Raw genomic sequence first — 22,019 nt, 5'->3', positions numbered from 1 at the left:
ATTTTATACCTTTGCTCCTTCAATACCGGTCTAAATCAGTTCGAAGGGTCCACCACAAGCAGCGTTGCCGAACGCTTCGGCAGTTTCAAAGACACAGAGCCGTTCTCGCTTGCTGCCAGGTCTCCGGTTTTGGCCAGACGACGAATCGCATCAAAGGCGTAAACCTCCGCAGCGTCAAAGCCTTCGCCCAGTTCCAATTGAACATCCCGGCTTAACGTGTCCTTGTTGAACAGCAGCACATATGTCTTGCCGTCAGTTCCTTCGATCGTATAGGAGCCTACTGCGTCAAAGAGCGACGAGTTGGTGCGAACGCTGCTTCCTTCGATTTTGGAGCCTTGGCCGTCATAATCCAGGTACAGCTTAAACGCATCCTCGATCGGCGTATCCGCCTCGAAGTTGCCGAAGCGAGTCGCCAGATCGACACCCTCTCTGCCGAAGATCGCGAGCGCTTCCGCCTGCGCCAGACCTGCCGTAACGCCGAAGCCGTTGCCGAAGTTGTACTCCGTAATCGCCAGCTTCACGCCAGGCTGATTGCGCTCGATGATTTCCTTCATGCGCGGAATGAGCCGGATCGGCTCTTGAATCCACGATTGATCGACGAAATTAGTGTCGTACAGCGCCTTGAGCGCCTGGAAGCGGCGTTTCGAGACTTGCGGGCTTTCATTCTCGGATGGAACTCCGCCCTCTTGAGAGTAATAGTGAATGGTCAAATAATCGACCAGCTTCATGCCGGTCTCCTGCTCATGACGGCTCGCCTGCTGCAAGTACCATTCCAGGAAAGGCGTTCCGCCGTGTGCTTGGCGATCCGGGCCGTCGGCGCACCAGTCGGCAGGGGAGTAGAAGTAACCGCACCAGCCCCACGATACAGGGCCTAACAATTGAGCGTCAGGATCGGCTTGCTTAATCGCCGTGCCGTACTCCACCGTTTTGTTCCACAGCTCGTCATAAGTCGGAGCCTCCGGATGAACGTCGCGATGCGTCACATGCCACAGGTCCGGCTCATTGTCCAGCGCATACAAGCGGACTTTATCGTTCGATTTGGCCGCCATATCGCGAACCCAATCGGTTGCAAACTCCGTTCCGACGCGAATCGAGGTGTCGGATGGATCGTTGTTCGTCACTGACGTTCCGTCCCTGAACACTCCGTTGCCGGCATCCGGCAGTTCCCATGCTCCCTCTTGTTGGGCTCCGTATTTTTGCTGCGAGAAGCCATAGCTGACCGTGCGATCCTTCGGCGTCCAGCCGATCGTCGGGATCGTCATCAGTACCTGATTTCCGCGCGCAAGCACTCGCTCGACAAACCGATCCGACAGCGAGCCCTGCGAAGGGTCCCAGTCCTGATCATCGTAAGGATAGTTGATGAAGAACCAGTCGCTGGCACGATTCGCCGCATTCAACTGCCAATTGTAACGAGTCGTTTGGTTGCCGCCCCAACGTTCCACTTCAAAAGGCAGAGTAGAAGTCGTCGGATGACCTTCGTCATAGTTAATGCCGTAAATATTGTTGCTGATCGGCTTCCGCTCCGAGGTCTGATCGACAGACACGGTAACGAGCGGCAGCTCCGGCTCAGGCAGTTGCCCGGCATTCGGGTTGGACAGGAACGCAATATCGTCGATATAGATCGCTTCCTGGTTCTGCTCCGTTGCAGCCTGAACGATAAAGCCATCGAAAAATCCGAGATCGAGACCGAGATCGGCCAAGCTGACCGTTACTTCCGTCCATTGACCGGCCGGCAGAGAGCCATTCGGGAATACCTCGTTCAGATCAAGCGAACCGAGCGACTGATTTCCGTTGTAAAAATGGAACAGCAGCTCCTGGCCGCCGGTGCTTCCCCCATGGAGCCAGAACCGAATGCCGTAATAATCTTCCACGGACTTCTTGGACTCGCCGGATACCCATACGCCGTCCCAGCCGTCCGGCTCGAACTTGATCGAGCGACTGCCGCTTCTGGCCTGCTCCATATTGGCGAAGTCCTTTTCGTGCCAACTGTAGTTATGGAAGCCTGCGGCAAGCGATTCATCGTACACCTGCTCCGCCTGAACTTCCGTAATTTGTACGAACCCTTCGGTCGTAAAATTTTTGTGAGTTGCCGTAATCTTCGCAATGCCCGGCTGCAGCGCAACCAGTTCGCCGCCTTCAACGGACAGAAGCTCCGGTTGGTCAACCGTCCACTCTGTGTTGCCCGTCACGATAGCCGTGTCACCCGATTGCAGGAGTGTCTCAGCCTGAATCTGACGGTGTTCTCCCGGCAGCATGACCAGACGCGGCTGATCGATTCTGAGCTCAAGCACGGCAGCTTGCGCCGCTTGTCTCGAAGTAATCGCGATGTCGTCCAGATAAAGCGGCGCTTGCTTACCCGGCTCCAGGCCAGTCAAGCGAATGCCGTCGAACAGGCGGTGCTCCAGCCCCAGCTCGGCCAGATCCATCTCGATCAGCGCCCACTCCCCTGCGGGTACGCCGTCCGGCAGCCAGTGTTCCAACGAACGCTCGAACGCTGTAGCGCCTCCGGCAGTCAGCGCCAATTGCACTTTCTGTCCGCCTGCGGAGCCTCCGTTCACCCACAGTCTCAGCTTCTCGTACGCATTGACCGTCAACAGTTGCGTACTGTACAGATACAACGCTCCGTCGCCGTTCGGCGTGAAGCGAATCGAACGGGAACCCGTCCGTTTGACCGAGCTGTCCGCAAGGTTGACCTGGCCCCAACTGTTGTTCGTTACCGAATCCGCCAGCTTGTCGTCGTACAGGTAAAATCCTTCAATCGGCTCGATCGGATCTCCCGGCTCTTCATTGCCTGGATCTTCATTGCCCGGATCTTCATTGCCTGGCCCCTCACCCGGTTCTCCTCCCGGATTTCCGCCAGGCTCTTGGCTTCCGCCTTGACCGGTAAACGAGATATTGTCCAAGAACAACGGCTCTTGCTGCCCTGCACCCCAAATCAAGATGCCGTCCATCCATCCTTGCACGCCGGCTTCGTCAAGCGGAACCGTCACTTTCACCCATTCCCCGGCAGGTATGCCGTCAGGCAGCAAATCGGCGGAGTTAAGCTCCGCAAGCGCCTGCCCGCCAAGCGTGAACGCCAGCTTAAACGACTGTCCCCCTTGGCCGCTTCCGCGCAGCCAGAAGCTGAAATCATCATACTCCCCCGCATTCATAATGCGATCCTTGTACAAATAGACGGCTTGCCCTTCGTTGGCTTCGAACCGGATCGAACGGCTCCCTTCATACACCGTCCCCGTCTCGTCCAGGCTGACGCCCGCCCAGCTGTTGTTGTGAAACGTTTCCTCCAACTGATCGTCGAATACGCTCAGCTGATTGATCTCCGAGCCGAGGGCTCTCGGTCCCGGAACCGCCAGCTGAGTAAACAGCATCGCCGTCGTCAGCAGGACAGCCACCTTGGACCGGCCCTTAGCTTTCATGCTTGTCCCCATTAACAGTGCTCCTTTTCTAGTTAGTAACACCCCCATTTTACTGGACAGGATCGTCCACTCGATAGTTACAGACTGTCACAGTTATTGTCACTACTTGGCAGCGAGACTCCTTTGCGGGAACGGCAAAAAGCCGCTCGGCGGTCCGGTATGACTTAAGCGGCGTAGCAGCGTATGAAGGATGAATTACTTAATAGACGTCTTCCAGAAGCAAGCCGCTTAGGATGGCAACAGCGGCTATTCTGTCGTTCGTACCCACTTTATTGTAGATGACGCTAATATAGTTCCGGACGGTCCCTTCGCTCATGAACAGCGATGATGAAATTTGCTTATTCGTATAGCCCTCGGTCATAAGCTCGATAATCTTCCGCTCTCGCACCGTAAAGCTGTACCCGCTTTCTCTGAGCTTGCGTTCATCGAACCGATCTGCTCTTCCTTCGGATAAAACGGACAGCTTGGCAGCAAGCTTCGACGCGATTGGCGCCGGCAATATCACCTCCCCGTTCATCGCATCGCGTATCGTCTGAACAATGATTCGGGATGACATGTCCTTCAGCAGAAAGCCGTCGGCTCCGCCTGCCATCGCATCGACAATATAACGGTTCTCCGCGAAGGTCGTAAGCATCAACACGACGGTGCCGGGATACTCTCTCTTAATCCGCTTCATAGCATCAATACCGTCCATCCCCGACATTTTTATATCCATTAACACAACATCAGGTTTATGTTCCTGGACCGCTTGCAAGGCTTCCTTTCCGTTGGCGCACAAGGCCGAGATCTCCAGTCCCTCTTCGGTTTGAAGAAGCGTCTGCAGGCCTTCTCTGAGCAGTCTCTGATCATCCACGATGATGATGGAAATCATGTTACCTCACCCTTTACGTTCCCCTATTCATTCAATGGATAAAGTTTAGCAAACGTCGCTTGAAGCGTATAGAGGTATGAACACGATCATGACAGGCATGACGAAGATGATGACAAAAGGTAACTATTCGTACAGGTGAACACGATCTACGATGGGTGAAGGACTTTCACCATTCCGAGTCAGAACGGCGAATTTCCACCACTCATCGAGGAGGAACGTTTTTCATGGAAGTAAAACAAATCACACGAATTTTAGGCGCCGTTGCCCTGCTGGGCGGCATAGCGCGAATCTGCATGGCGCCATCCGCCTACATCTGGGGAAGCAACAGTATGCAGGAGCTGATTTGCGGCTTCGTCGCCTGCGTGTTGATGGGTATCGGCATCATCGGAGTTTACCTGTACCAGGCGCCGAGAAGCGGTATGCTCGGATTGGTCTCGGTATTGCTCCTCTCCGTTAGCAGCTCGTTGACCGTAGCGCTCGTCTGGAACAACATGCTAGGCTTGCTGCCGGAGGACCACAGCTATATTTCAACGCTGATGCCCATTAACTCCGTGTTGGCGCTGATCGGTCAGATCGTCTTCGGCATAACGGCGATCCGTGCCCGCGTTTATCCCATTTGGAGCCTGATTCTATTCATCGTATATCCCGGCATTTATTTTATCCCTGCCGTGTCCGATCTAGGGTCCGTCGCCTGGGGTCTCTGTTATGTCGTATTTGCTTACTACATTTTGCAAGGGCGTGCTCGTAGAGCCTGAGCCTCTCCCCCGCATATCCGTCAAGGTCGAACCGGCCGTCAGCATGCCCTTGCAGCAATCGCAGCTGCTACCCGGTTCGATTCGCTTGAGGGAAGTATGTAGCATTACTCATTTAAGCGGAAATTCCAGCTTAATTCCGCTGTCGCACCATTTTAGAGCAATTTAAGGCGGCTATCCCGCTCTAATTTCGCGATTCTCCACTTTTTGCGAAATTAACGCGGAATAGCAGCTCTAAATCTTCCGCAACGGCCCATTTGAGGAATTTAACGCGGATTTTCCGCTCTATATAATCCTTCTATATAAACTTTCCTCTTGAGAAAGGAGATCAGGAAATCCAAAAACATCAAAAAACCTTTAGATCTCATTGGATCTAAAGGTCGTCTTATTAGTATGGTGCGCGTAGAGGGACTTGAACCCCCACGGTTGCCCGCCAGATCCTAAGTCTGGTGCGTCTGCCAATTCCGCCATACGCGCGCATTCGCTTGCATTCGATCCGGATATGGAAAGAATGGTGAGCCATGAAGGACTCGAACCTTCGACACCCTGATTAAAAGTCAGGTGCTCTACCAACTGAGCTAATGGCTCGAGAATGGCTGGGGATCTAGGATTCGAACCTAGGAGTGACGGAGTCAAAGTCCGTTGCCTTACCGCTTGGCTAATCCCCAACGGTAGGAATAAATGGTGGAGGCTGAGGGGATCGAACCCCCGACCCTCTGCTTGTAAGGCAGATGCTCTCCCGGCTGAGCTAAGCCTCCACGATAACGATATTAAAGAAGATGGTGACCCCTAGGGGATTCGAACCCCTGTTACCTCCGTGAAAGGGAGGTGTCTTAACCGCTTGACCAAGGGGCCATGGATAGTAGGGAAATGGAGCTCTCAACCGGGATCGAACCGGTGACCTCATCCTTACCATGGATGCACTCTACCTACTGAGCTATGAGAGCATGGTCCTTACTTATACACAGCGATAGAGGAATCAATCCAGCCTGGCGACGTCCTACTCTCCCAGGACCCTGCGGTCCAAGTACCATCGGCGCTGGAGGGCTTAACGGTCGTGTTCGGGATGGGTACGCGTGGAACCCCTCCGCCGTCATCACCAGACCAGATTGCTTCATTTCAAACCATGTTAAACATGGCATTCATGGCTTGCGCCCTGTTCGTAGCGATTTGCATCGCACGAGGTTAGGATAAGCCCTCGACCGATTAGTACTCGTCAGCTCCACACATTGCTGCGCTTCCACCCCGAGCCTATCAACCTGGTGTTCTTCCAGGGGTCTTACGAATTGGGAAATCTCATCTTGAGGCAGGCTTCGCGCTTAGATGCTTTCAGCGCTTATCCCTTCCGCACTTGGCTACCCAGCGATGCTCCTGGCGGAACAACTGGTACACCAGCGGTGCGTCCATCCCGGTCCTCTCGTACTAAGGACAGCCCCTCTCAAATTTCCTACGCCCGCGACAGATAGGGACCGAACTGTCTCACGACGTTCTGAACCCAGCTCGCGTACCGCTTTAATGGGCGAACAGCCCAACCCTTGGGACCTACTTCAGCCCCAGGATGCGATGAGCCGACATCGAGGTGCCAAACCTCCCCGTCGATGTGGACTCTTGGGGGAGATAAGCCTGTTATCCCCAGGGTAGCTTTTATCCGTTGAGCGATGGCCCTTCCATTCGGTACCACCGGATCACTAAGTCCGAGTTTCCTCCCTGCTCGACTTGTAGGTCTCGCAGTCAAGCTCCCTTATGCCTTTGCACTCTTCGCGCGATTTCCAACCGCGCTGAGGGAACCTTAGAGCGCCTCCGTTACTTTTTAGGAGGCGACCGCCCCAGTCAAACTGTCCGCCTGACACGGTCCCTCTGCCCGATTCAGGGCAGCAGGTTAGAACTCCGATACGATCAGGGTGGTATCCCAACGGCGCCTCCACTGAGGCTTGCGCCCCAGCTTCATCGGCTCCCACCTATCCTGTACAGACCGTACCAAAGTTCAATATCAAGCTACAGTAAAGCTCCATGGGGTCTTTCCGTCACGTCGCGGGTAACCTGCATCTTCACAGGTACTAAAATTTCACCGGATCTCTCGTTGAGACAGCGCCCAAGTCGTTACGCCATTCGTGCGGGTCAGAATTTACCTGACAAGGAATTTCGCTACCTTAGGACCGTTATAGTTACGGCCGCCGTTTACTGGGGCTTCGGTTCACAGCTTCGGGTTGCCCCTAACCACTCCCCTTAACCTTCCAGCACCGGGCAGGCGTCAGCCCGTATACTTCGCCTTACGGCTTCGCACAGACCTGTGTTTTTGCTAAACAGTCGCTTGGGCCTCTTCACTGCGGCCCCCTCGGGCTATTCACCCTACCGAGGCACCCCTTCTCCCGAAGTTACGGGGTCATTTTGCCGAGTTCCTTAACGAGAGTTCTTCCGCGCGCCTTAGAATTCTCATCTCGCCCACCTGTGTCGGTTTACGGTACGGGCACCTTCTCCTGGCTAGAGGCTTTTCTTGGCAGCGTGGGTGTACGACCTTCGGTACTGTGATTTTCCCTCCCCATCACAGCTCAAGGTTACAGTATGCGGATTTGCCTACATACCCCTCTCACTGCTTGGACGAGCACATCCATCGGCTCGCGTCGCTTCCCTCCTGCGTCCCCCCATCGCTCATAACGGATTACGGTGGTACAGGAATTTCAACCTGTTGTCCATCGACTACGCCTTTCGGCCTCGCCTTAGGTCCCGACTTACCCTGGGCGGACGAACCTACCCCAGGAACCCTTAGGCTTTCGGCGGACAGGATTCTCACCTGTCTTTTCGTTACTCATACCGGCATTCTCACTTGAATGCAGTCCACCAGTCCTTCCGGTCTGACTTCTACCCGCATTCAACGCTCCCCTACCCAAGTCGTAGTCTTCACTTCACCCTGGTGTGCTTAGCTGGGCGCATTTGGTCAGAATCCTTGAACAACCTTAGCGGTTGATTCTGACGAAATGTCCCGGTGCTTAACCAGAACAAAGTGAAGACTACGACATGCCATAGCTTCGGTGGTGTGTTTAGCCCCGTTACATTTTCGGCGCAGAGTCACTCGACCAGTGAGCTATTACGCACTCTTTAAATGGTGGCTGCTTCTAAGCCAACATCCTGGTTGTCTTCGCAACTCCACATCCTTTCCCACTTAACACACACTTGGGGACCTTAGCTGATGATCTGGGCTCTTTCCCTCTTGACGACGGATCTTAGCACTCGCCGTCTGACTCCCGAGTATACATCCATGGCATTCGGAGTTTGACTGGACTTGGTAACCCTTGGCGGGCCCCGCACCCAATCAGTGCTCTACCTCCATGATGCTCAACCTCGAGGCTAGCCCTAAAGCTATTTCGGGGAGAACCAGCTATCTCCGAGTTCGATTGGAATTTCTCCCCTACCCCCACGTCATCCCAGAGCTTTTCAACGCTCACGAGTTCGGGCCTCCAGTGCGTGTTACCGCACCTTCACCCTGCACAGGGGTAGATCACACGGTTTCGGGTCTACGACCACGTACTTAAGCGCCCTATTCAGACTCGGTTTCCCTTCGGCTCCGCCTCATCAGCTTAACCTTGCACGTGAACGTAACTCGCCGGTTCATTCTACAAAAGGCACGCCATCACCCCTAGATCGGGCTCTGACTTCTTGTAAGCGCACGGTTTCAGGTTCTCTTTCACTCCGCTCCCGCGGTGCTTTTCACCTTTCCCTCACGGTACTGCTTCGCTATCGGTCGCCAGGGAGTATTTAGCCTTGGCAGATGGTCCTGCCGGATTCCCACGGGGTTTCACGTGTCCCGCGGTACTCAGGATCCGTCTCGGAGAGAACACACTTTCGGCTACAGGGCTTTTACCTTCTGTGGCAGGCCTTTCCAGACCTCTTCGCCTAATGTGCTCTTTTATCACTCCATGTGAGACGTCCTACAACCCCAGAGAGCAAGCCCTCTGGTTTGGGCTAATCCGCTTTCGCTCGCCGCTACTGACGGAATCACTGTTGTTTTCTCTTCCTCAGGGTACTTAGATGTTTCAGTTCCCCTGGTATGCCTCCGACGAGCTATGTATTCACTCGAAGGTAACTATCCATTACGATAGCTGGGTTTCCCCATTCGGAAATCTCCGGATCAAAGCTCACTTACAGCTCCCCGAAGCATATCGCTGTTCGTCGCGTCCTTCATCGGCTCCTGGCGCCTAGGCATCCTCCGTGCGCACTTATTAGCTTAACCCAGTCGTTTGACACTAGTAAGGCAGAGATGCTTCATTCTTCTTCGCGCAGCATGCAATCGTTAGATTGTATGCAGTTTGGTTCGATATCCAGTTTTCAAGGTGCAAGATTGCTCTTTCAAAACTGAACATGAGCGTAAGAAACGTTTGCCACTTCCTTGCGGACCGTGGACTTTGATTAGCTCCGAAGAGCTCCTTAGAAAGGAGGTGATCCAGCCGCACCTTCCGATACGGCTACCTTGTTACGACTTCACCCCAATCATCTACCCCACCTTCGGCGGCTGGCTCCCTTGCGGGTTACCCCACCGACTTCGGGTGTTGTAAACTCTCGTGGTGTGACGGGCGGTGTGTACAAGACCCGGGAACGTATTCACCGCGGCATGCTGATCCGCGATTACTAGCAATTCCGACTTCATGCAGGCGAGTTGCAGCCTGCAATCCGAACTGAGACCGGCTTTGTTGGGATTGGCTCCACCTCGCGGCTTCGCGGCCCTTTGTACCGGCCATTGTAGTACGTGTGTAGCCCAGGTCATAAGGGGCATGATGATTTGACGTCATCCCCGCCTTCCTCCGGTTTGTCACCGGCAGTCAACCTAGAGTGCCCACCATAACGTGCTGGCAACTAAGTTCAAGGGTTGCGCTCGTTGCGGGACTTAACCCAACATCTCACGACACGAGCTGACGACAACCATGCACCACCTGTCTCCTCTGTCCCGAAGGCCGCCGATATCTCTACCGGATTCAGAGGGATGTCAAGACCTGGTAAGGTTCTTCGCGTTGCTTCGAATTAAACCACATACTCCACTGCTTGTGCGGGTCCCCGTCAATTCCTTTGAGTTTCAGTCTTGCGACCGTACTCCCCAGGCGGAGTGCTTAATGTGTTAACTTCGGCACCGAGGGCATGATACCCCCAACACCTAGCACTCATCGTTTACGGCGTGGACTACCAGGGTATCTAATCCTGTTTGCTCCCCACGCTTTCGCGCCTCAGCGTCAGTTACAGTCCAGAGAGCCGCCTTCGCCACTGGTGTTCCTCCACATCTCTACGCATTTCACCGCTACACGTGGAATTCCGCTCTCCTCTTCTGCACTCAAGCTCCCCAGTTTCCAGTGCGTCACGGGGTTGAGCCCCGCACTTAAACACCAGACTTAAAGAGCCGCCTGCGCGCGCTTTACGCCCAATAATTCCGGACAACGCTTGCCCCCTACGTATTACCGCGGCTGCTGGCACGTAGTTAGCCGGGGCTTTCTTCTCAGGTACCGTCATCGGATCATCAGTTAAATGATCCTTATTCTTCCCTGGCAACAGAGCTTTACGACCCGAAAGCCTTCCTCACTCACGCGGCGTTGCTCCATCAGGCTTTCGCCCATTGTGGAAGATTCCCTACTGCTGCCTCCCGTAGGAGTCTGGGCCGTGTCTCAGTCCCAGTGTGGCCGTTCACCCTCTCAGGTCGGCTACGCATCGTCGCCTTGGTGAGCCGTTACCCCACCAACTAGCTAATGCGCCGCAGGCCCATCCTCAAGCCACAGATTGCTCCGTGTTTCCCGATCCGATCATGCGACCAAACCGTGTATCCGGTCTTAGCATTCGTTTCCGAATGTTATCCCGATCTTGGGGGCAGGTTGCCTACGTGTTACTCACCCGTCCGCCGCTAACCTCATCAGGAGCAAGCTCCATCAGAGATCCGCTCGACTTGCATGTATTAGGCACGCCGCCAGCGTTCGTCCTGAGCCAGGATCAAACTCTCCATAATAGAGAGCCAGAAGGCTCATTACTTTATTGCTGGTTTGCCTTCCGACGACCGAAGCCGTCTTCCGACGTTTTTGTTTCTTACGCTCAATGTTCAGTTTTCAAAGAACAATCGGTGTTTCTTTGTTCAGTGCCGCTCGAGGCGACCTTTATAATATACCACAGCGCCCAATCGGTTTGCAACAAGTTTTTTATTCCAAAACCCGATTTTTTTTGTTGATCTTCTCGACCGCTTTCGCCGATCTTTTCGACCGCCCAAGAGGCGCGAGATCTAATTTAACACATGCAACCTCACGCGTCAACTGCCTGCGACAACATTTTTCGCAAAAGCTTATTTTTCATCGCATTCCGTACTTTCTAACACTGTCTGGACTTCTTCCAAACGAACTTAGGCCAGCAGCGTCCATTGCAACCCCAGCACCAGACCGATGCCCGGCACCCCTAGCAGAGCAACGGTTCCAATCGTAAACGGGTTCAGCGGAACATACCAACCGGTCACCCATCCCGAGAAGTTCAGCGCGTATAGCGCCAGCGCGGCCAACACCAGATGAATGCCGAACCTTGTCAGCCAGCCCTTAGGAACGTTGCGCCTTAGGAGCACGACGATCAGCGATAACCCCGACACGACTAGCAAAGCAAGCCAGAACATTTTCATTTCGCTTCTCGCACCTCCTTAATAAACTCGGCGGATTCGCCAAACCTTCCCTTTGCCTGTTTGAGCAGCATGCCCAGCTTTTTCTCGGCGGCTTCCAGACAGTAGATCGCATAGTCCACATGATCGTCGCCCAATGCATGCTGAAATCTCCATTCCGCAATCTTCCACTCCTGCTCGGCTCTACGAATGTCCGCAATCAGCGTCTCATTTTCGATCGGCCGCGCCGCGCTTGATCTACGTTTTCTTAACCATTCCATATTGAAACCCTCCCCTTCGCTCATGCATCCCCTAATCGAGGGACAACCTATAGTTATTTCTATGAGAAGGCTGAAGTCTCTTAGAACTGCCAGATCATAAAGCAGGGTTACCCGAACGGCTCATCGAATAACCAAGGGAGGATATTGGAGGCTAATTCATGAAACCAATCGATACAAATAGGAGAGGAGCAGTAAAATGAAATTCGCCGAATATCGCTACGAACGCCCGGACGTGCAAGCGATCGAGCGCGACTTCAAAGCCCATCTGGGCACATTCGCATCCGCCGATAGCTTCGAGGAGCAAAGCTCCGCCATGACGGAGCTCAACAAGCTGCGCAATACCTTCGAATCTATGAGGGAAATCGCCGGTATCCGCCATTCGATCAATACAGAGGACGAATTCTACAAAGCCGAGCAGGACTTTTTCGATGAAAGCGGCCCCGTGGTCCAGGAGTATGTGAACGATTATTATCGAGAGCTCGTGAATTCCCGCTTCCGCCCTGAACTCGAACGGAAGTGGGGCTCGCAATTGTTCCGGATGGTGGAGCTGTCGCTTAAAACGTTCAGCCCCGAGGTAATCGAAGATCTTCAGCAGGAAAATAAACTGACGACGAAATATGCCAAGCTGATCGCTTCCGCCAAAATCCCGTTCGGGGGAGAAGAAAGAACGCTCGCGCAATTGACGCCGTTCCAGCAATCGACCGAGCGCGAAGTGCGTCAGCGCGCTTCGGAAGCGGTAACCGGATTTATGTCCGCCAACGAAGAACAATTCGACAATCTGTACGACGAGCTGGTGAAAGTGCGGACAAGTATCGCTCGTAAGCTAGGCTTTTCCAGCTTCGTCGAGCTTGGTTACGCCAGAATGAGTCGAATCGGATACGATGCCGGAATGGTGGCGAACTTCCGCAAGCAGGTGCACGAGCACATCGTCCCCACTGTCACCAAGCTGAAGGAACGCCAAAGAAAGCGCATAGGCGTCGACCGTCTGCTCTACTATGATGAGAATCTTACGTTTCTGTCGGGTAATGCCAAGCCTAAGGGAGATCCGGATTGGATCGTGGACAACGGCTCGCGAATGTATGCCGAGCTGTCGCCCGAGACGGACAAGTTCTTTCGTTTTATGCGAGATAACGAATTGATGGATCTGGTGAGCAAGAAGGGCAAGCAAAGCGGAGGATATTGCACCTATATAAGCGATTATGGAGCTCCGTTTATTTTCTCCAACTTTAATGGGACGGCGGGGGACATCGACGTACTGACTCACGAGGCCGGACACGCGTTCCAGGTTTATGAGAGCCCTCGACTGGGCATACCGGAGTACAGCTTCCCTACTTATGAGGCTTGCGAAATCCACTCCATGAGCATGGAGTTTTTCGCTTGGCCGTGGATGGATCTCTTCTTCGAGGAAGAGGCGGATAAGTATCGTTACCAACACTTGGCGGGCGCATTGATCTTCCTGCCTTATGGAGTCACCGTGGACGAGTTCCAGCATTATGTGTACGAAAATCCGGAAGCGACTCCGGCGGAGCGCAAACGCGCCTGGCGCGATATCGAGAAGAAGTACCTCCCTCATCGCGATTACGCGGACAACGCTTACTATGAACAGGGCGGATTTTGGCATAAACAGGGCCACATTTTCAACTCGCCGTTCTATTACATTGATTACACGTTGGCGCAGATCTGTGCGTTTCAGTTCTGGAAAAGAATGCATGAGGATCGCACCGAAGCTTGGGCGGACTACTTGCATCTGTGCCGTCTGGGAGGTACGTTGTCCTTCGTCGAACTGGTGAAGGAGGCCGGATTGGTCTCGCCGTTCGAAGACGGGTGCGTCACCTCGGTCATCGGAAGTATTGAAGAGTGGCTGAACGGCGTTCAGGATCAGACGTTATAGGAATATAGAAAACCCCGAGTTCGCCTTCGACGGCGGTCTCGGGGTTTGGCTTATCGCGATGCGCGTCAATTCAGTTCTCTGCGACCTTCCAACGCCTTGGAGATCGTCACTTCATCCGCGTATTCCAAGTCTCCTCCGACCGGCAATCCGTGAGCGATTCGAGTGACCTTAATACCGAATGGCTTGACCAGCCGGGATAGATACATCGCCGTCGCCTCGCCTTCAATGTTCGGGTTGGTGGCCAGAATCAGCTCCTGTACCCGCTCGTCGCCTAGTCTACGCACCAATTCGGCGATGCGGATATCGTCCGGCCCGAGGCCGTCCATCGGGGAAATCGCCCCGTTAAGCACATGATAGTGACCATTGTACTCGCGGGTTCTTTCCATAGCTACGAGATCTTTCGGCTCCTGAACGACGCAGATGACGGAGGCGTCTCGCGCCTTGTCCGAGCAAATCCGGCACGGGTCTGTATCGGTAATATTACAGCAGACGGAGCAGTAAGTGAGATTGCGTTTGACGTTCACCAATGCCTTGGCAAAATCGATCACGTCTTCCTCTTTCATCCGCAGGACGTAGAACGCCAGCCTTGCGGCCGTCTTCGGCCCGATGCCGGGAAGGCGGGAGAAGGAGTCGATTAGCTTGGCAATCGGTTCCGGATAGAACAAGGGCTCAGTCTCCTCTAAAGAAGTTGTTCAAAAAACGTTCTAGAACAAGCCGGGAATCTTCATGCCCCCGGTATATTTGCTCATATCCTGATTAGCCAGATCGTCCGCTTTAGTAAGCGCATCGTTAACGGCAGTCAGAACGAGATCCTGCAGCATCTCGACGTCTTCCGGATCAACCGCTTCCGGCTTGATCTTGATGTCTAGCAGCTTCTTGTGACCATTGACGGAAACGGTAACGACTCCGCCGCCCGCCGATCCTTCGATCGTCTTGTTGCCCAGTTCCTCTTGAGCCTTCAGCATTTGCTCCTGCATTTTCTTAACTTGCTTCATCATTTGGTTCATGTTGTTCATGTCGTGCAACCTCCCGTAGTTTGGTTTAATCGTCCTTAATCGTGACCAGCTCTTCCCCGAACAGCCGTACAGCTTCGTCTACCCAAGGCTCGTGGCCAGGCTCCTCCCCCTCGGGAACAAGCTGCAGCTCTTCTGCCTCGGGGGAACCTCCGGGCGTGCCCTCGGATTCCGCGAGCACTTCTTGCCACTCCCGCTGCAAAGTCGTCACGAGCTGCGTCGGACTGCCGAAAATCGAGTTCAGCACCCCTTCGATTACGCCCCTGTTAGCCGGCTTCTCGGTCGTCTCCCGATGAATCGAGTTTTTGAAAGCGACCAGAATCGAGCCGTCCTCGAAGGAAACCGGTTCGCCGTCCACCAGCCAAGCATGAACGGTAACCCGCTCTTCCTTGACTCTCTGCATGATCTGCGGCCATTTGGCCAAGTAAGAGCCTGCGGAGCCGCGGGCGGAAGCGAATGCCGCCAGCTTCTGGCGCGACACCGTCGCTGCGCGCGGCGCCGTGGATGAGCTGGGGCCTGCGGAGCCGCGTGAGCCCCCGGACCCGGACGCCGGCTTGCCGCCCGGCGAAGCGATCGCCGCTCCGCCATTGGTCAGCGCACCCAGCTTGCTCTCAAGAGCCGCGAGCTGCTGTTTCAACTGTCCCAGCTCTTCGCGGCCGACTCCCGAATCCGCTGTACGGATAAGTGGCTGTTCGCCGGCATCTCCGGAGCACAGCTTAAGCAGCGCGATCTCGAACATCGTCTGAGGATGCGCCGCGTATTTCATCTCCCCTTGATAACGGTTCAACAAATCAATGATAGCAAATAACCGCTCGCGAGAAAATCCGGCAGACATTTCCTTCAGCTCCGCTGGGTTGCCGACCCTTCCCGAGGAATCGCCGGCTTCCGGAGCAAGCTGCGCCAGCAACAAATCGCGGAAATAATGCATGAGCTGCTCCAGACATTTTTCTGCGCTTTTTCCCGCTCTCATCATCTCGTCGATTTCCAGCAAAACCTTCGAAGCATCATTCTCTCTCACGGCAATAGCCAATCGGGCGAATTGCTCGGAAGGCAGACCGCCCGTCGCCTCCACCGCCAGCTCCAGGCTGACTCGCCCGCCCGTGAACGAGGAGATCTGATCGAGCAGACTTAACGCGTCCCGCATGCCGCCGTCGGATAGGCGGGCAATATAGCGAAGCGCCTCATCCTCCGCAGCGATGCCTTCCTCTCCGCAAATCTCTCTCATCAATCCCGTCTGTTCCTCCAGCGGAACTCTGCGGAAATCGAATCTCTGACAGCGGGAGATAATGGTTGGAGGCAGCTTGTGAGGCTCCGTCGTCGCAAGAATGAACATGACGTGGCCGGGCGGCTCCTCCAACGTTTTGAGCAGCGCGTTAAACGCTTCCGTAGTTAACATATGAACTTCGTCGATAATATACACTTTACGCCGTACTTCTGTCGGCGAATATTTGACCTTGTCGCGAATATCGCGAATTTCCTCTACCCCGCGATTGGATGCCGCATCGATCTCCACGACGTCCATAACCGAACCGCTGGTAATCCGTTCGCATTGCGAACACGAATTGCAGGGCTCCGGCGAAGGGCCGTGCTCGCAGTTGACCGCCTTCGCCAATACTTTCGCCGCGCTGGTCTTCCCCGTTCCCCTCGGACCGCTGAACAGATAGGCATGCGAAAGGCGATCTTCGCGAATCGCATTTTGCAAAGTCTGAACGATATGTTGTTGTCCGACCATGTCCTTGAACGTCTGGGGACGCCATGCCCGGTACAAAGCTAAATGTGCCATTGCTAGTCGCTCCCGTCGGCTTGCCGTTTCATCCCCCATTATACATCATCGGATGGATGTGCTCCACCTTCGTTCAATAACAAGGAAGACCTACGATAAACAGCGCGCCGTCTCCATCGGAGGCCACTTCGATGCTCCCGCCCAAATCGTCCACGATGCGCTGACAGACGGACAGCCCCAGTCCCGTGCCTTGGGGCTTCGTTGTGAAGAACGGGTCGAACACCTTGTCGAGCGCTTCCGAAGGAATCCCCGGCCCCGTATCCTTGAATTCCACTGTAATTCGATTAGTTTCTTCTGAGATGCCGCACTCGCGAATTATTAATGTCCCTCCTCCGTCCATCGCTTCTATTGCATTTTTCCCTAGGTTCAAAAATACTTGTTTCAGCAACTCCTTGTCCGCCAAGATCGGAGGCAGCTCAGGCCTGGGCAAGTAAATCACCGTTACGTTATGCAGCAACGCTTCGTTGCGTATCATCGGCAATATTTCCTGAAGAACTCCCCCAACCTTCATCGAAGCTTGGCGCAATTCTTTGGGCCTGCTTAGCAGCAGAAACTCGCTGACCAGATCGTTCACCCTATCGAGCTCGGACAATACAATTCCGACGTAATCGTACTCCTTCTCCATATCGCGATCCCTGAGGGATTTGCTCAGAAGCTGCATAAATCCTTTGATTGCCGTTAGCGGATTGCGAATCTCGTGAGCCGTGCCCGCCGCGATCTGGCCGATCGTCTTCAGCCGATCCGAACGTCTGACCTGCTCCTCCAAAGCCATTCGGTGAGATACGTCCCGGAACAGTACGAAAGCGCCGGTCCGCTTCTCCCCTTCCATCAAATTTTCGCCGTCGATCATAAGCGTATGTAGTTGCTTGTCTTGCTTCCAGTTCAAGACCTTGCTGCGAAAGGTCCTTCCTTCGAGCAAGCTCCGGTCGAACGGATGAGGCTTCAACCCAACCTCGTCAAACCATAACTCCGCATGCTTACTCACGATATCGGCTCTTGGAAGTCCGCACAAGGACACAATCATATCGCTGACTTCCACAATGTGAAAATCGGAATCCAGCAGCATGACGCCGACTCCTTCCATGGATAGAAAGCGGTTGACGAATTGCCTGACGTAGCGTTCCCGCTCGGCTTCAATTCCACCTGCCGCACGGACTCCTTCAAGATTTGCCGATTCGTCCATCATTTTCACTTCACCTCCGGACAACGAGCCAGCAATTGTAAATATTCGGTATTCCGGGCGATTTCCCTCCTTTCGGCCTATATGAAAAAAAGCACCATGACCGAATCGTCATGGTGCTTTGCTCGTATGCGCGATCAGAACCGTGCACCTGATCTCGATAATTGCGATCCAGCCGTATAGGAGCGAGACGCTCAGGCAAGGCTGCCCCCCAGCACAAGAACTAAACCACTTACGGCTGCTTCCTTCCGGACCTGACCGGGTTCATGGCCGTCCCTCGCGGAGGACCTTGCCGTCAACACATCCACACACCTACCGGAACCTGCATCGCAAAACCTCAAACAGGAATTCAACCTCGCTGGAGCGGATTGCGAGTTACAGGGCACCGCTACCTCCCCGTCTAGCACGGCAAAACTAAGTATAGCGACTTGCGCGAGGAAATGCAACCGAAGGAAACACTTCCCGAAAAAAAAGCTTATTTCATCGATTGAACGTGAATGGTGTACCGAGGATAGTTGAATCGCAGCACTGTTGCCGCCTGCTGCTCGACCGTCGGGATTTCGCGCGGGGCCAAGCCCGCTTCCAGCTTGATGGTAACGTAAGCGTCCGCTCCGTTAAAGGTTATGGAGGAATCGGCTACGCCCGGCACATTTTTGATCGCCCGCCGCATGGAAAGATTATCGTTTTTGTAATCCGTCACGATATGATGCCCAGGCAGCCCGGGATGGGCATTCGTCTGGCCGAGATAACCGTCCTGCTTGTAGTTTTGCGTTTTCACGCCCGAGCCTGTTTTTCCATTCGTTGCGCATCCGGTAAGCGCGAGCAGCAGACATAACCCGGTCAGTAACGCGATCGATTGTTTTCTCATGAAAAAAACCTCCCTTGTATCCCGTAGGATTTCAAAGGAGGCTTATCTCTATACGGCCTAATTTTGCCATGCGTCGACAACCGGATAGGCTGACGGCGCTGGCTGGCGATTGCATAATTAGATGCCGTATTTTTTCTTAAACTTGTCAACGCGACCGCCCGCATCGATAAACTTCTGTTTACCGGTGTAGAACGGATGGCAAGCCGAGCAAACTTCGACTTTCAGATTCGACTTGATCGAACCTGTTTCGAAAGTGTTGCCGCATGCGCAAACAGCCGTAACTACGTTGTATTGCGGATGAATGGATGGTTTCACAGGTTTCACCTCTTTCTGCCCTGGATCAACAGTCGGATCCAGAGTATTAGACACATGAGGGATTATATCACAGCGCTATCCGGCCATGCAACTGCTAATCCCCGCCGCGTTCTTCGGCTTCTTGCGCTCCGCGAGGTTTGCGGCATTTTAGGTTCTGACCTCGAACTCATCCATGAATATCCATGAACTGAGCTGAGTGACCTTCGCTTTGACATACCTTCCCGTCACCCCGCTCAAGCCGGTCATTTTATAATCCTTCGTCCGGGTTGCCTCTCCGACAGCGGGTTTGCTTACAACGCCGACCGAAGTGAAATTGATATTATCCGAAGATACGAAATACTCCACCTGCTTGGGTAGAAAAATATAAAGCGGTTTGTCTTGCAAAAAGCCGACGTTAATCTCGTCAATCGTCGAGACCGCTCCCAAGTCGACGACGAATTCGAGCGGAGCGGCGGCAAAATATCCCTGCCATTCGGCATCGCCGAAATTAGAGGTCGCTCGGATCCCGTCTGTTAATTGCCCGCCGCTATCCGGGTAATTCGCATGAGCGGGCTCGCTCGCCGTATATGTCTTGCCTAGAGCCAAATTCGTCGGATAGCTTGCGCCTGCCGGAGTCGTAACGTTCGCCGTCGCAGAGAAGCCCGACAGATTTCCCGCAGCGTCTATCGCTTGAATTTTATACTGATAGGCCGTGCTGGCGTCAAGCTGAACGTCGGTAAACTCGGACAGGCTCGTATACGTTCTGCCTACCCATTCGTCATTGCGATAGATTTGGTAGCCGACTACTCCGATATTATCGGTAGAACCCGTCCATAGCAGCTGAACGGTTTGCGAATCCAGCGCAGTCGCGCTTAGTCCCGCCGGAATTGTCGGGGCGACGGTCTCCACCGTTCCGTTGTCGTAATAATCTTTGTACGTATCGTAATAGAGCGAATTCCCTTGCTGCGGGCTGATATAATGATTAAAGCTGAAGCTTAAATAATTCGTTACGTACGGCTGCACCGCGTCCATATCGTCAACCATCGTCTGGATCGCCATTGGCTGGAAATCCAAATTAAACGTTTCCGTATCGGCCCACAGTTCGGTAGTCGGCCTTGCATTCGCAATGGCGCTCTGAGTGGCGGCGAACCAGTCGGCCAGCTGTCCGGTGGTTGCATGTCCTGCTCCCACGCCATCCTGCAGCGCGATCACGTCGATCGGGGCGACATCCAAAATATATTCCCACATGTCCTGCCAGCCTGCCAGATTCAATCCGCCCGCCGGATTAAAATAAGGCGAGATAACTACGGGCTTGTTAGGAGACAGCGTTTTAAGATGGGCGATTACGTTATCGTAGTAATTGGCCAGCCGTCCCCATTCGGTTGCGGTCGGAAAATTCCAGTTTTCCACCTCAAGGCTCAAGTACCAACCCTTAAATGAAGAATAGCTTCCATATTTCGTCCACAGGTCGTCCGCGAACGCTATCGCCGCATCCTCTTCTTGGTCCAGCCAAATTGGATCGTTGGCGTATTTGAAAAACCAATCGTCGTTGACGTTTAATCCCACATAAATATCCGTTCCGACGCTCTCGCCGGTCTCTAGGGCAAGCTCCATCAAATCCTGAGTCGTATTCTGCGTGTAGCCCGTCACGGACGTCGGATAGACCGCCGTCTTGAACTTGCTGTTCGCCGTCCATTGCAGCACCAACTGGTCGATTCCCACGTCCTGCATGTACTCGAACTCCTCTTCCCACTGAGCGGCATTCCACGAATCCCCCAGATCCGGCTGGAGGAAAGTTCCGCTGAATACCGGCGGGCTCGTAGTCTCAGCCGTGACTTTGCCGGGAGGGATGAGAGCGCTGGCATGCGAGTAGGGCAGCAATGCGAACAAGATGACGACAACCAATACCACAACTGCAGTCTCTTTGCTGAAAAGTCTATGGCTTGCAACGGATGCGTTCATATTCACAATCTCCTTTATGAATCGGAATAATTGCATATGATCGTTGAATCGCCAAACCGCAACAGATAGAGAAAGCTATGCGAGCTGGGCTAGGGCGTGTATACATACACGCTCTAGGTCGCTGTTTGCTGCCGTAACTACAGGCCGAGGAAAAACTGCATCGTCTGATCGCCGAATCCAGGCAAATATTCATGACCGAAATCCGGATAAATCTCCAGACTTTTCGGCGCCGTAATTTTGTTGTAAACCGAGAACTGCGTCGATGGAGGGCAACCGATATCCATCATAGAAATTCCCAGCATCACTTCTCCGCGAATCCGCTGCGCCAAATATTGAATATCGATGTACCCCAGCTTAGTAAAGATTTCTTGCTTGCGCCGGTGCTGAGGATCGTGAAAACGGAAAAATCTCTTTAATTCCTGATTGCCCGGGTCCAAGTCCAGATCGTATCCCTGCAAATAATCGCAAAGATACGGGAACGTAGGAGCGAGCCGCTTAATTCTCGGCTCCAGCGCACCGCACGCCAACGTAAGACCGCCCCCTTGCGAGGCCCCCATCGCCCCGATGCGATCCGGATCCACTTCCGGGAAGCCCATCGCGATCCCGGCCAATTGCGCCGTATCCAGGAAAATGTGACGGAACAGCAGATTGTCGGGATGATCGTCAAGTCCGCGAATAAGATGGCCGTTTAATGTCGTCCCTTTTACTCCTCCGGTATCCTCCGATTTCCCCCCTTGTCCCCGTACGTCCATGGCGATGACGGAATATCCCACGGATGCGTAGCTAAGTTTGTCGCACCATTCTCCCGCGCTGCCGGTATACCCGTGAAATTGAAGGATCGCCGGATGCGGAACCGGAGCGTTTTTGGGCCGAACGTACTTGGCATGGATTCTCGCGCCGCGCACTCCCGTAAAATACAAATCAAAGCACTCCGCGTTCGGTGCCTGAAATTCGCTTCTGACCAACTCCACCTCCGCCTTTACCGCCCGCATCTCCGCCAGCGCTCGGCTCCAGTATTCGTCGAAATCGTCGGGACGCGGGTTGCGGCCCTGGTATTTCTGCAGTTGCTCCAGCGGCATATCCACTAATGGCACAGGTAGT

The 22,019-nt window shown here is 54.0% G+C and carries 14 protein-coding genes, 6 tRNA genes, 3 rRNA genes and 1 other RNA gene; 2 read left to right on the top strand and 22 right to left on the bottom strand.

The window, feature by feature from the left end; genetic code table 11:
* Positions 1-35 precede the first annotated feature (35 nt).
* Both J4772_RS03225 and J4772_RS03220 read right to left on the bottom strand, forming a co-directional pair.
* A complete protein-coding gene (locus tag J4772_RS03225) occupies positions 36-3,428 on the bottom strand; it encodes a glycoside hydrolase family 44 protein (RefSeq protein ID WP_209074125.1) in 3,393 nt (1,130 codons plus the stop codon).
* Positions 3,429-3,615: 187 nt separating this feature from the next.
* Positions 3,616-4,287: a response regulator transcription factor gene (locus J4772_RS03220; protein WP_116061974.1), complete on the bottom strand. Its 672-nt coding sequence runs from the start codon at positions 4,285-4,287 to the stop codon at positions 3,616-3,618.
* Between the two features lie 224 nt (positions 4,288-4,511).
* Here J4772_RS03220 and J4772_RS03215 point away from each other — a divergent pair, with 224 nt between their 5' ends.
* The gene (locus J4772_RS03215; RefSeq protein WP_116061973.1) at positions 4,512-5,042 is read left to right on the top strand and encodes a hypothetical protein; all 531 of its coding nucleotides are present in this window, start codon (positions 4,512-4,514) and stop codon (positions 5,040-5,042) included.
* A gap of 391 nt (positions 5,043-5,433) precedes the next feature.
* Here J4772_RS03215 and J4772_RS03210 read toward each other — a convergent pair.
* From J4772_RS03210 to J4772_RS03160, 11 genes are all read right to left on the bottom strand, one after another.
* Positions 5,434-5,516, bottom strand: a tRNA-Leu gene (locus J4772_RS03210).
* A 35-nt stretch (positions 5,517-5,551) separates the two neighbouring features.
* Positions 5,552-5,627 (bottom strand) — tRNA-Lys (locus tag J4772_RS03205).
* A 5-nt stretch (positions 5,628-5,632) separates the two neighbouring features.
* Positions 5,633-5,707: transfer RNA gene (locus J4772_RS03200), tRNA-Gln, on the bottom strand.
* Positions 5,708-5,721: 14 nt separating this feature from the next.
* A tRNA-Val gene (locus J4772_RS03195) sits at positions 5,722-5,797 on the bottom strand.
* A 22-nt stretch (positions 5,798-5,819) separates the two neighbouring features.
* A tRNA-Glu gene (locus J4772_RS03190) sits at positions 5,820-5,894 on the bottom strand.
* Positions 5,895-5,910: 16 nt separating this feature from the next.
* Positions 5,911-5,986: transfer RNA gene (locus J4772_RS03185), tRNA-Thr, on the bottom strand.
* A gap of 40 nt (positions 5,987-6,026) precedes the next feature.
* Positions 6,027-6,143: ribosomal RNA gene (gene rrf, locus J4772_RS03180) — 5S ribosomal RNA — on the bottom strand.
* Between the two features lie 82 nt (positions 6,144-6,225).
* Positions 6,226-9,267 (bottom strand): 23S ribosomal RNA (locus J4772_RS03175).
* A gap of 198 nt (positions 9,268-9,465) precedes the next feature.
* A 16S ribosomal RNA gene (locus J4772_RS03170) occupies positions 9,466-11,019 on the bottom strand.
* The 16S, 23S and 5S rRNA genes sit together here with 6 tRNA genes alongside, the layout of an rRNA operon.
* 384 nt (positions 11,020-11,403) lie before the next feature.
* On the bottom strand, positions 11,404-11,670 hold the full coding sequence (locus J4772_RS03165; RefSeq protein ID WP_116065661.1) for a pro-sigmaK processing inhibitor BofA family protein: 267 nt from the start codon (positions 11,668-11,670) through the stop codon (positions 11,404-11,406).
* Positions 11,667-11,927 carry a DUF2508 family protein gene (locus tag J4772_RS03160; RefSeq protein WP_209074124.1) on the bottom strand — a complete coding sequence of 87 codons (261 nt, stop codon included), beginning with the start codon at positions 11,925-11,927 and terminating at the stop codon, positions 11,667-11,669. Before J4772_RS03160 ends, J4772_RS03165 begins: the two co-directional genes overlap by 4 nt.
* Positions 11,928-12,123: 196 nt before the next feature.
* On the opposite strand from J4772_RS03160, the gene J4772_RS03155 reads away from it, so the two are divergent.
* The gene (locus J4772_RS03155; protein WP_209074123.1) at positions 12,124-13,818 is read left to right on the top strand and encodes a M3 family oligoendopeptidase; all 1,695 of its coding nucleotides are present in this window, start codon (positions 12,124-12,126) and stop codon (positions 13,816-13,818) included.
* Between the two features lie 65 nt (positions 13,819-13,883).
* Here J4772_RS03155 and recR read toward each other — a convergent pair whose 3' ends face one another.
* The 9 genes from recR to J4772_RS03110 all read right to left on the bottom strand — a co-directional run bounded on the left by recR (position 13,884) and on the right by J4772_RS03110 (position 22,012).
* Complete coding sequence (recR, locus tag J4772_RS03150; protein WP_116065658.1) at positions 13,884-14,483, bottom strand: recombination mediator RecR; 600 nt, start codon at positions 14,481-14,483, stop codon at positions 13,884-13,886.
* Between the two features lie 39 nt (positions 14,484-14,522).
* Positions 14,523-14,834, bottom strand: a complete 312-nt coding sequence (locus tag J4772_RS03145; RefSeq protein ID WP_116065657.1) for a YbaB/EbfC family nucleoid-associated protein — start codon at positions 14,832-14,834, stop codon at positions 14,523-14,525.
* 25 nt (positions 14,835-14,859) lie between these two features.
* Entirely contained in the window at positions 14,860-16,614 is a 1,755-nt protein-coding gene (gene dnaX, locus J4772_RS03140) for a DNA polymerase III subunit gamma/tau (protein WP_209074122.1), read from the bottom strand.
* Between the two features lie 73 nt (positions 16,615-16,687).
* The gene (locus J4772_RS03135) at positions 16,688-17,800 is read right to left on the bottom strand and encodes a two-component system sensor histidine kinase NtrB (RefSeq protein ID WP_209074121.1); all 1,113 of its coding nucleotides are present in this window, start codon (positions 17,798-17,800) and stop codon (positions 16,688-16,690) included.
* Between the two features lie 137 nt (positions 17,801-17,937).
* Positions 17,938-18,203, bottom strand: an RNA gene (ffs, locus tag J4772_RS03130) — signal recognition particle sRNA large type.
* 66 nt (positions 18,204-18,269) lie between these two features.
* On the bottom strand, positions 18,270-18,662 hold the full coding sequence (locus J4772_RS03125) for a hypothetical protein (RefSeq protein ID WP_116065654.1): 393 nt from the start codon (positions 18,660-18,662) through the stop codon (positions 18,270-18,272).
* A gap of 117 nt (positions 18,663-18,779) precedes the next feature.
* Positions 18,780-18,977: a 50S ribosomal protein L31 gene (gene rpmE, locus J4772_RS03120; protein ID WP_116065653.1), complete on the bottom strand. Its 198-nt coding sequence runs from the start codon at positions 18,975-18,977 to the stop codon at positions 18,780-18,782.
* A 147-nt stretch (positions 18,978-19,124) separates the two neighbouring features.
* The gene (locus tag J4772_RS03115) at positions 19,125-20,918 is read right to left on the bottom strand and encodes a DUF4434 domain-containing protein (RefSeq protein WP_209074120.1); all 1,794 of its coding nucleotides are present in this window, start codon (positions 20,916-20,918) and stop codon (positions 19,125-19,127) included.
* 137 nt (positions 20,919-21,055) lie between these two features.
* Complete coding sequence (locus tag J4772_RS03110) at positions 21,056-22,012, bottom strand: acetylxylan esterase (protein ID WP_209074119.1); 957 nt, start codon at positions 22,010-22,012, stop codon at positions 21,056-21,058.
* Positions 22,013-22,019 lie beyond the last annotated feature (7 nt).

The organism is Cohnella sp. LGH, assembly GCF_017671885.1.
In the GTDB taxonomy this organism is placed as follows: Bacteria; Bacillota; Bacilli; order Paenibacillales; family Paenibacillaceae; genus Cohnella; species Cohnella phaseoli.
This window is presented reverse-complemented; position numbering and strand designations above follow the sequence as displayed.

Excerpts from the sequence above, each read along its gene's own strand:
- J4772_RS03225 (WP_209074125.1), bottom strand. The coding sequence starts at position 3,428 with ATGGGGACAAGCATGAAAGCTAAGGGCCGGTCCAAGGTGGCTGTCCTG.
- J4772_RS03220 (WP_116061974.1), bottom strand. The coding sequence starts at position 4,287 with ATGATTTCCATCATCATCGTGGATGATCAGAGACTGCTCAGAGAAGGC.
- J4772_RS03215 (WP_116061973.1), top strand. The coding sequence starts at position 4,512 with ATGGAAGTAAAACAAATCACACGAATTTTAGGCGCCGTTGCCCTGCTG.
- J4772_RS03165 (WP_116065661.1), bottom strand. The coding sequence starts at position 11,670 with ATGAAAATGTTCTGGCTTGCTTTGCTAGTCGTGTCGGGGTTATCGCTG.
- J4772_RS03160 (WP_209074124.1), bottom strand. The coding sequence starts at position 11,927 with ATGGAATGGTTAAGAAAACGTAGATCAAGCGCGGCGCGGCCGATCGAA.
- J4772_RS03155 (WP_209074123.1), top strand. The coding sequence starts at position 12,124 with ATGAAATTCGCCGAATATCGCTACGAACGCCCGGACGTGCAAGCGATC.
- J4772_RS03145 (WP_116065657.1), bottom strand. The coding sequence starts at position 14,834 with ATGAACAACATGAACCAAATGATGAAGCAAGTTAAGAAAATGCAGGAG.
- dnaX (WP_209074122.1), bottom strand. The coding sequence starts at position 16,614 with ATGGCACATTTAGCTTTGTACCGGGCATGGCGTCCCCAGACGTTCAAG.
- J4772_RS03135 (WP_209074121.1), bottom strand. The coding sequence starts at position 17,800 with ATGATGGACGAATCGGCAAATCTTGAAGGAGTCCGTGCGGCAGGTGGA.
- J4772_RS03125 (WP_116065654.1), bottom strand. The coding sequence starts at position 18,662 with ATGAGAAAACAATCGATCGCGTTACTGACCGGGTTATGTCTGCTGCTC.
- J4772_RS03115 (WP_209074120.1), bottom strand. The coding sequence starts at position 20,918 with ATGAACGCATCCGTTGCAAGCCATAGACTTTTCAGCAAAGAGACTGCA.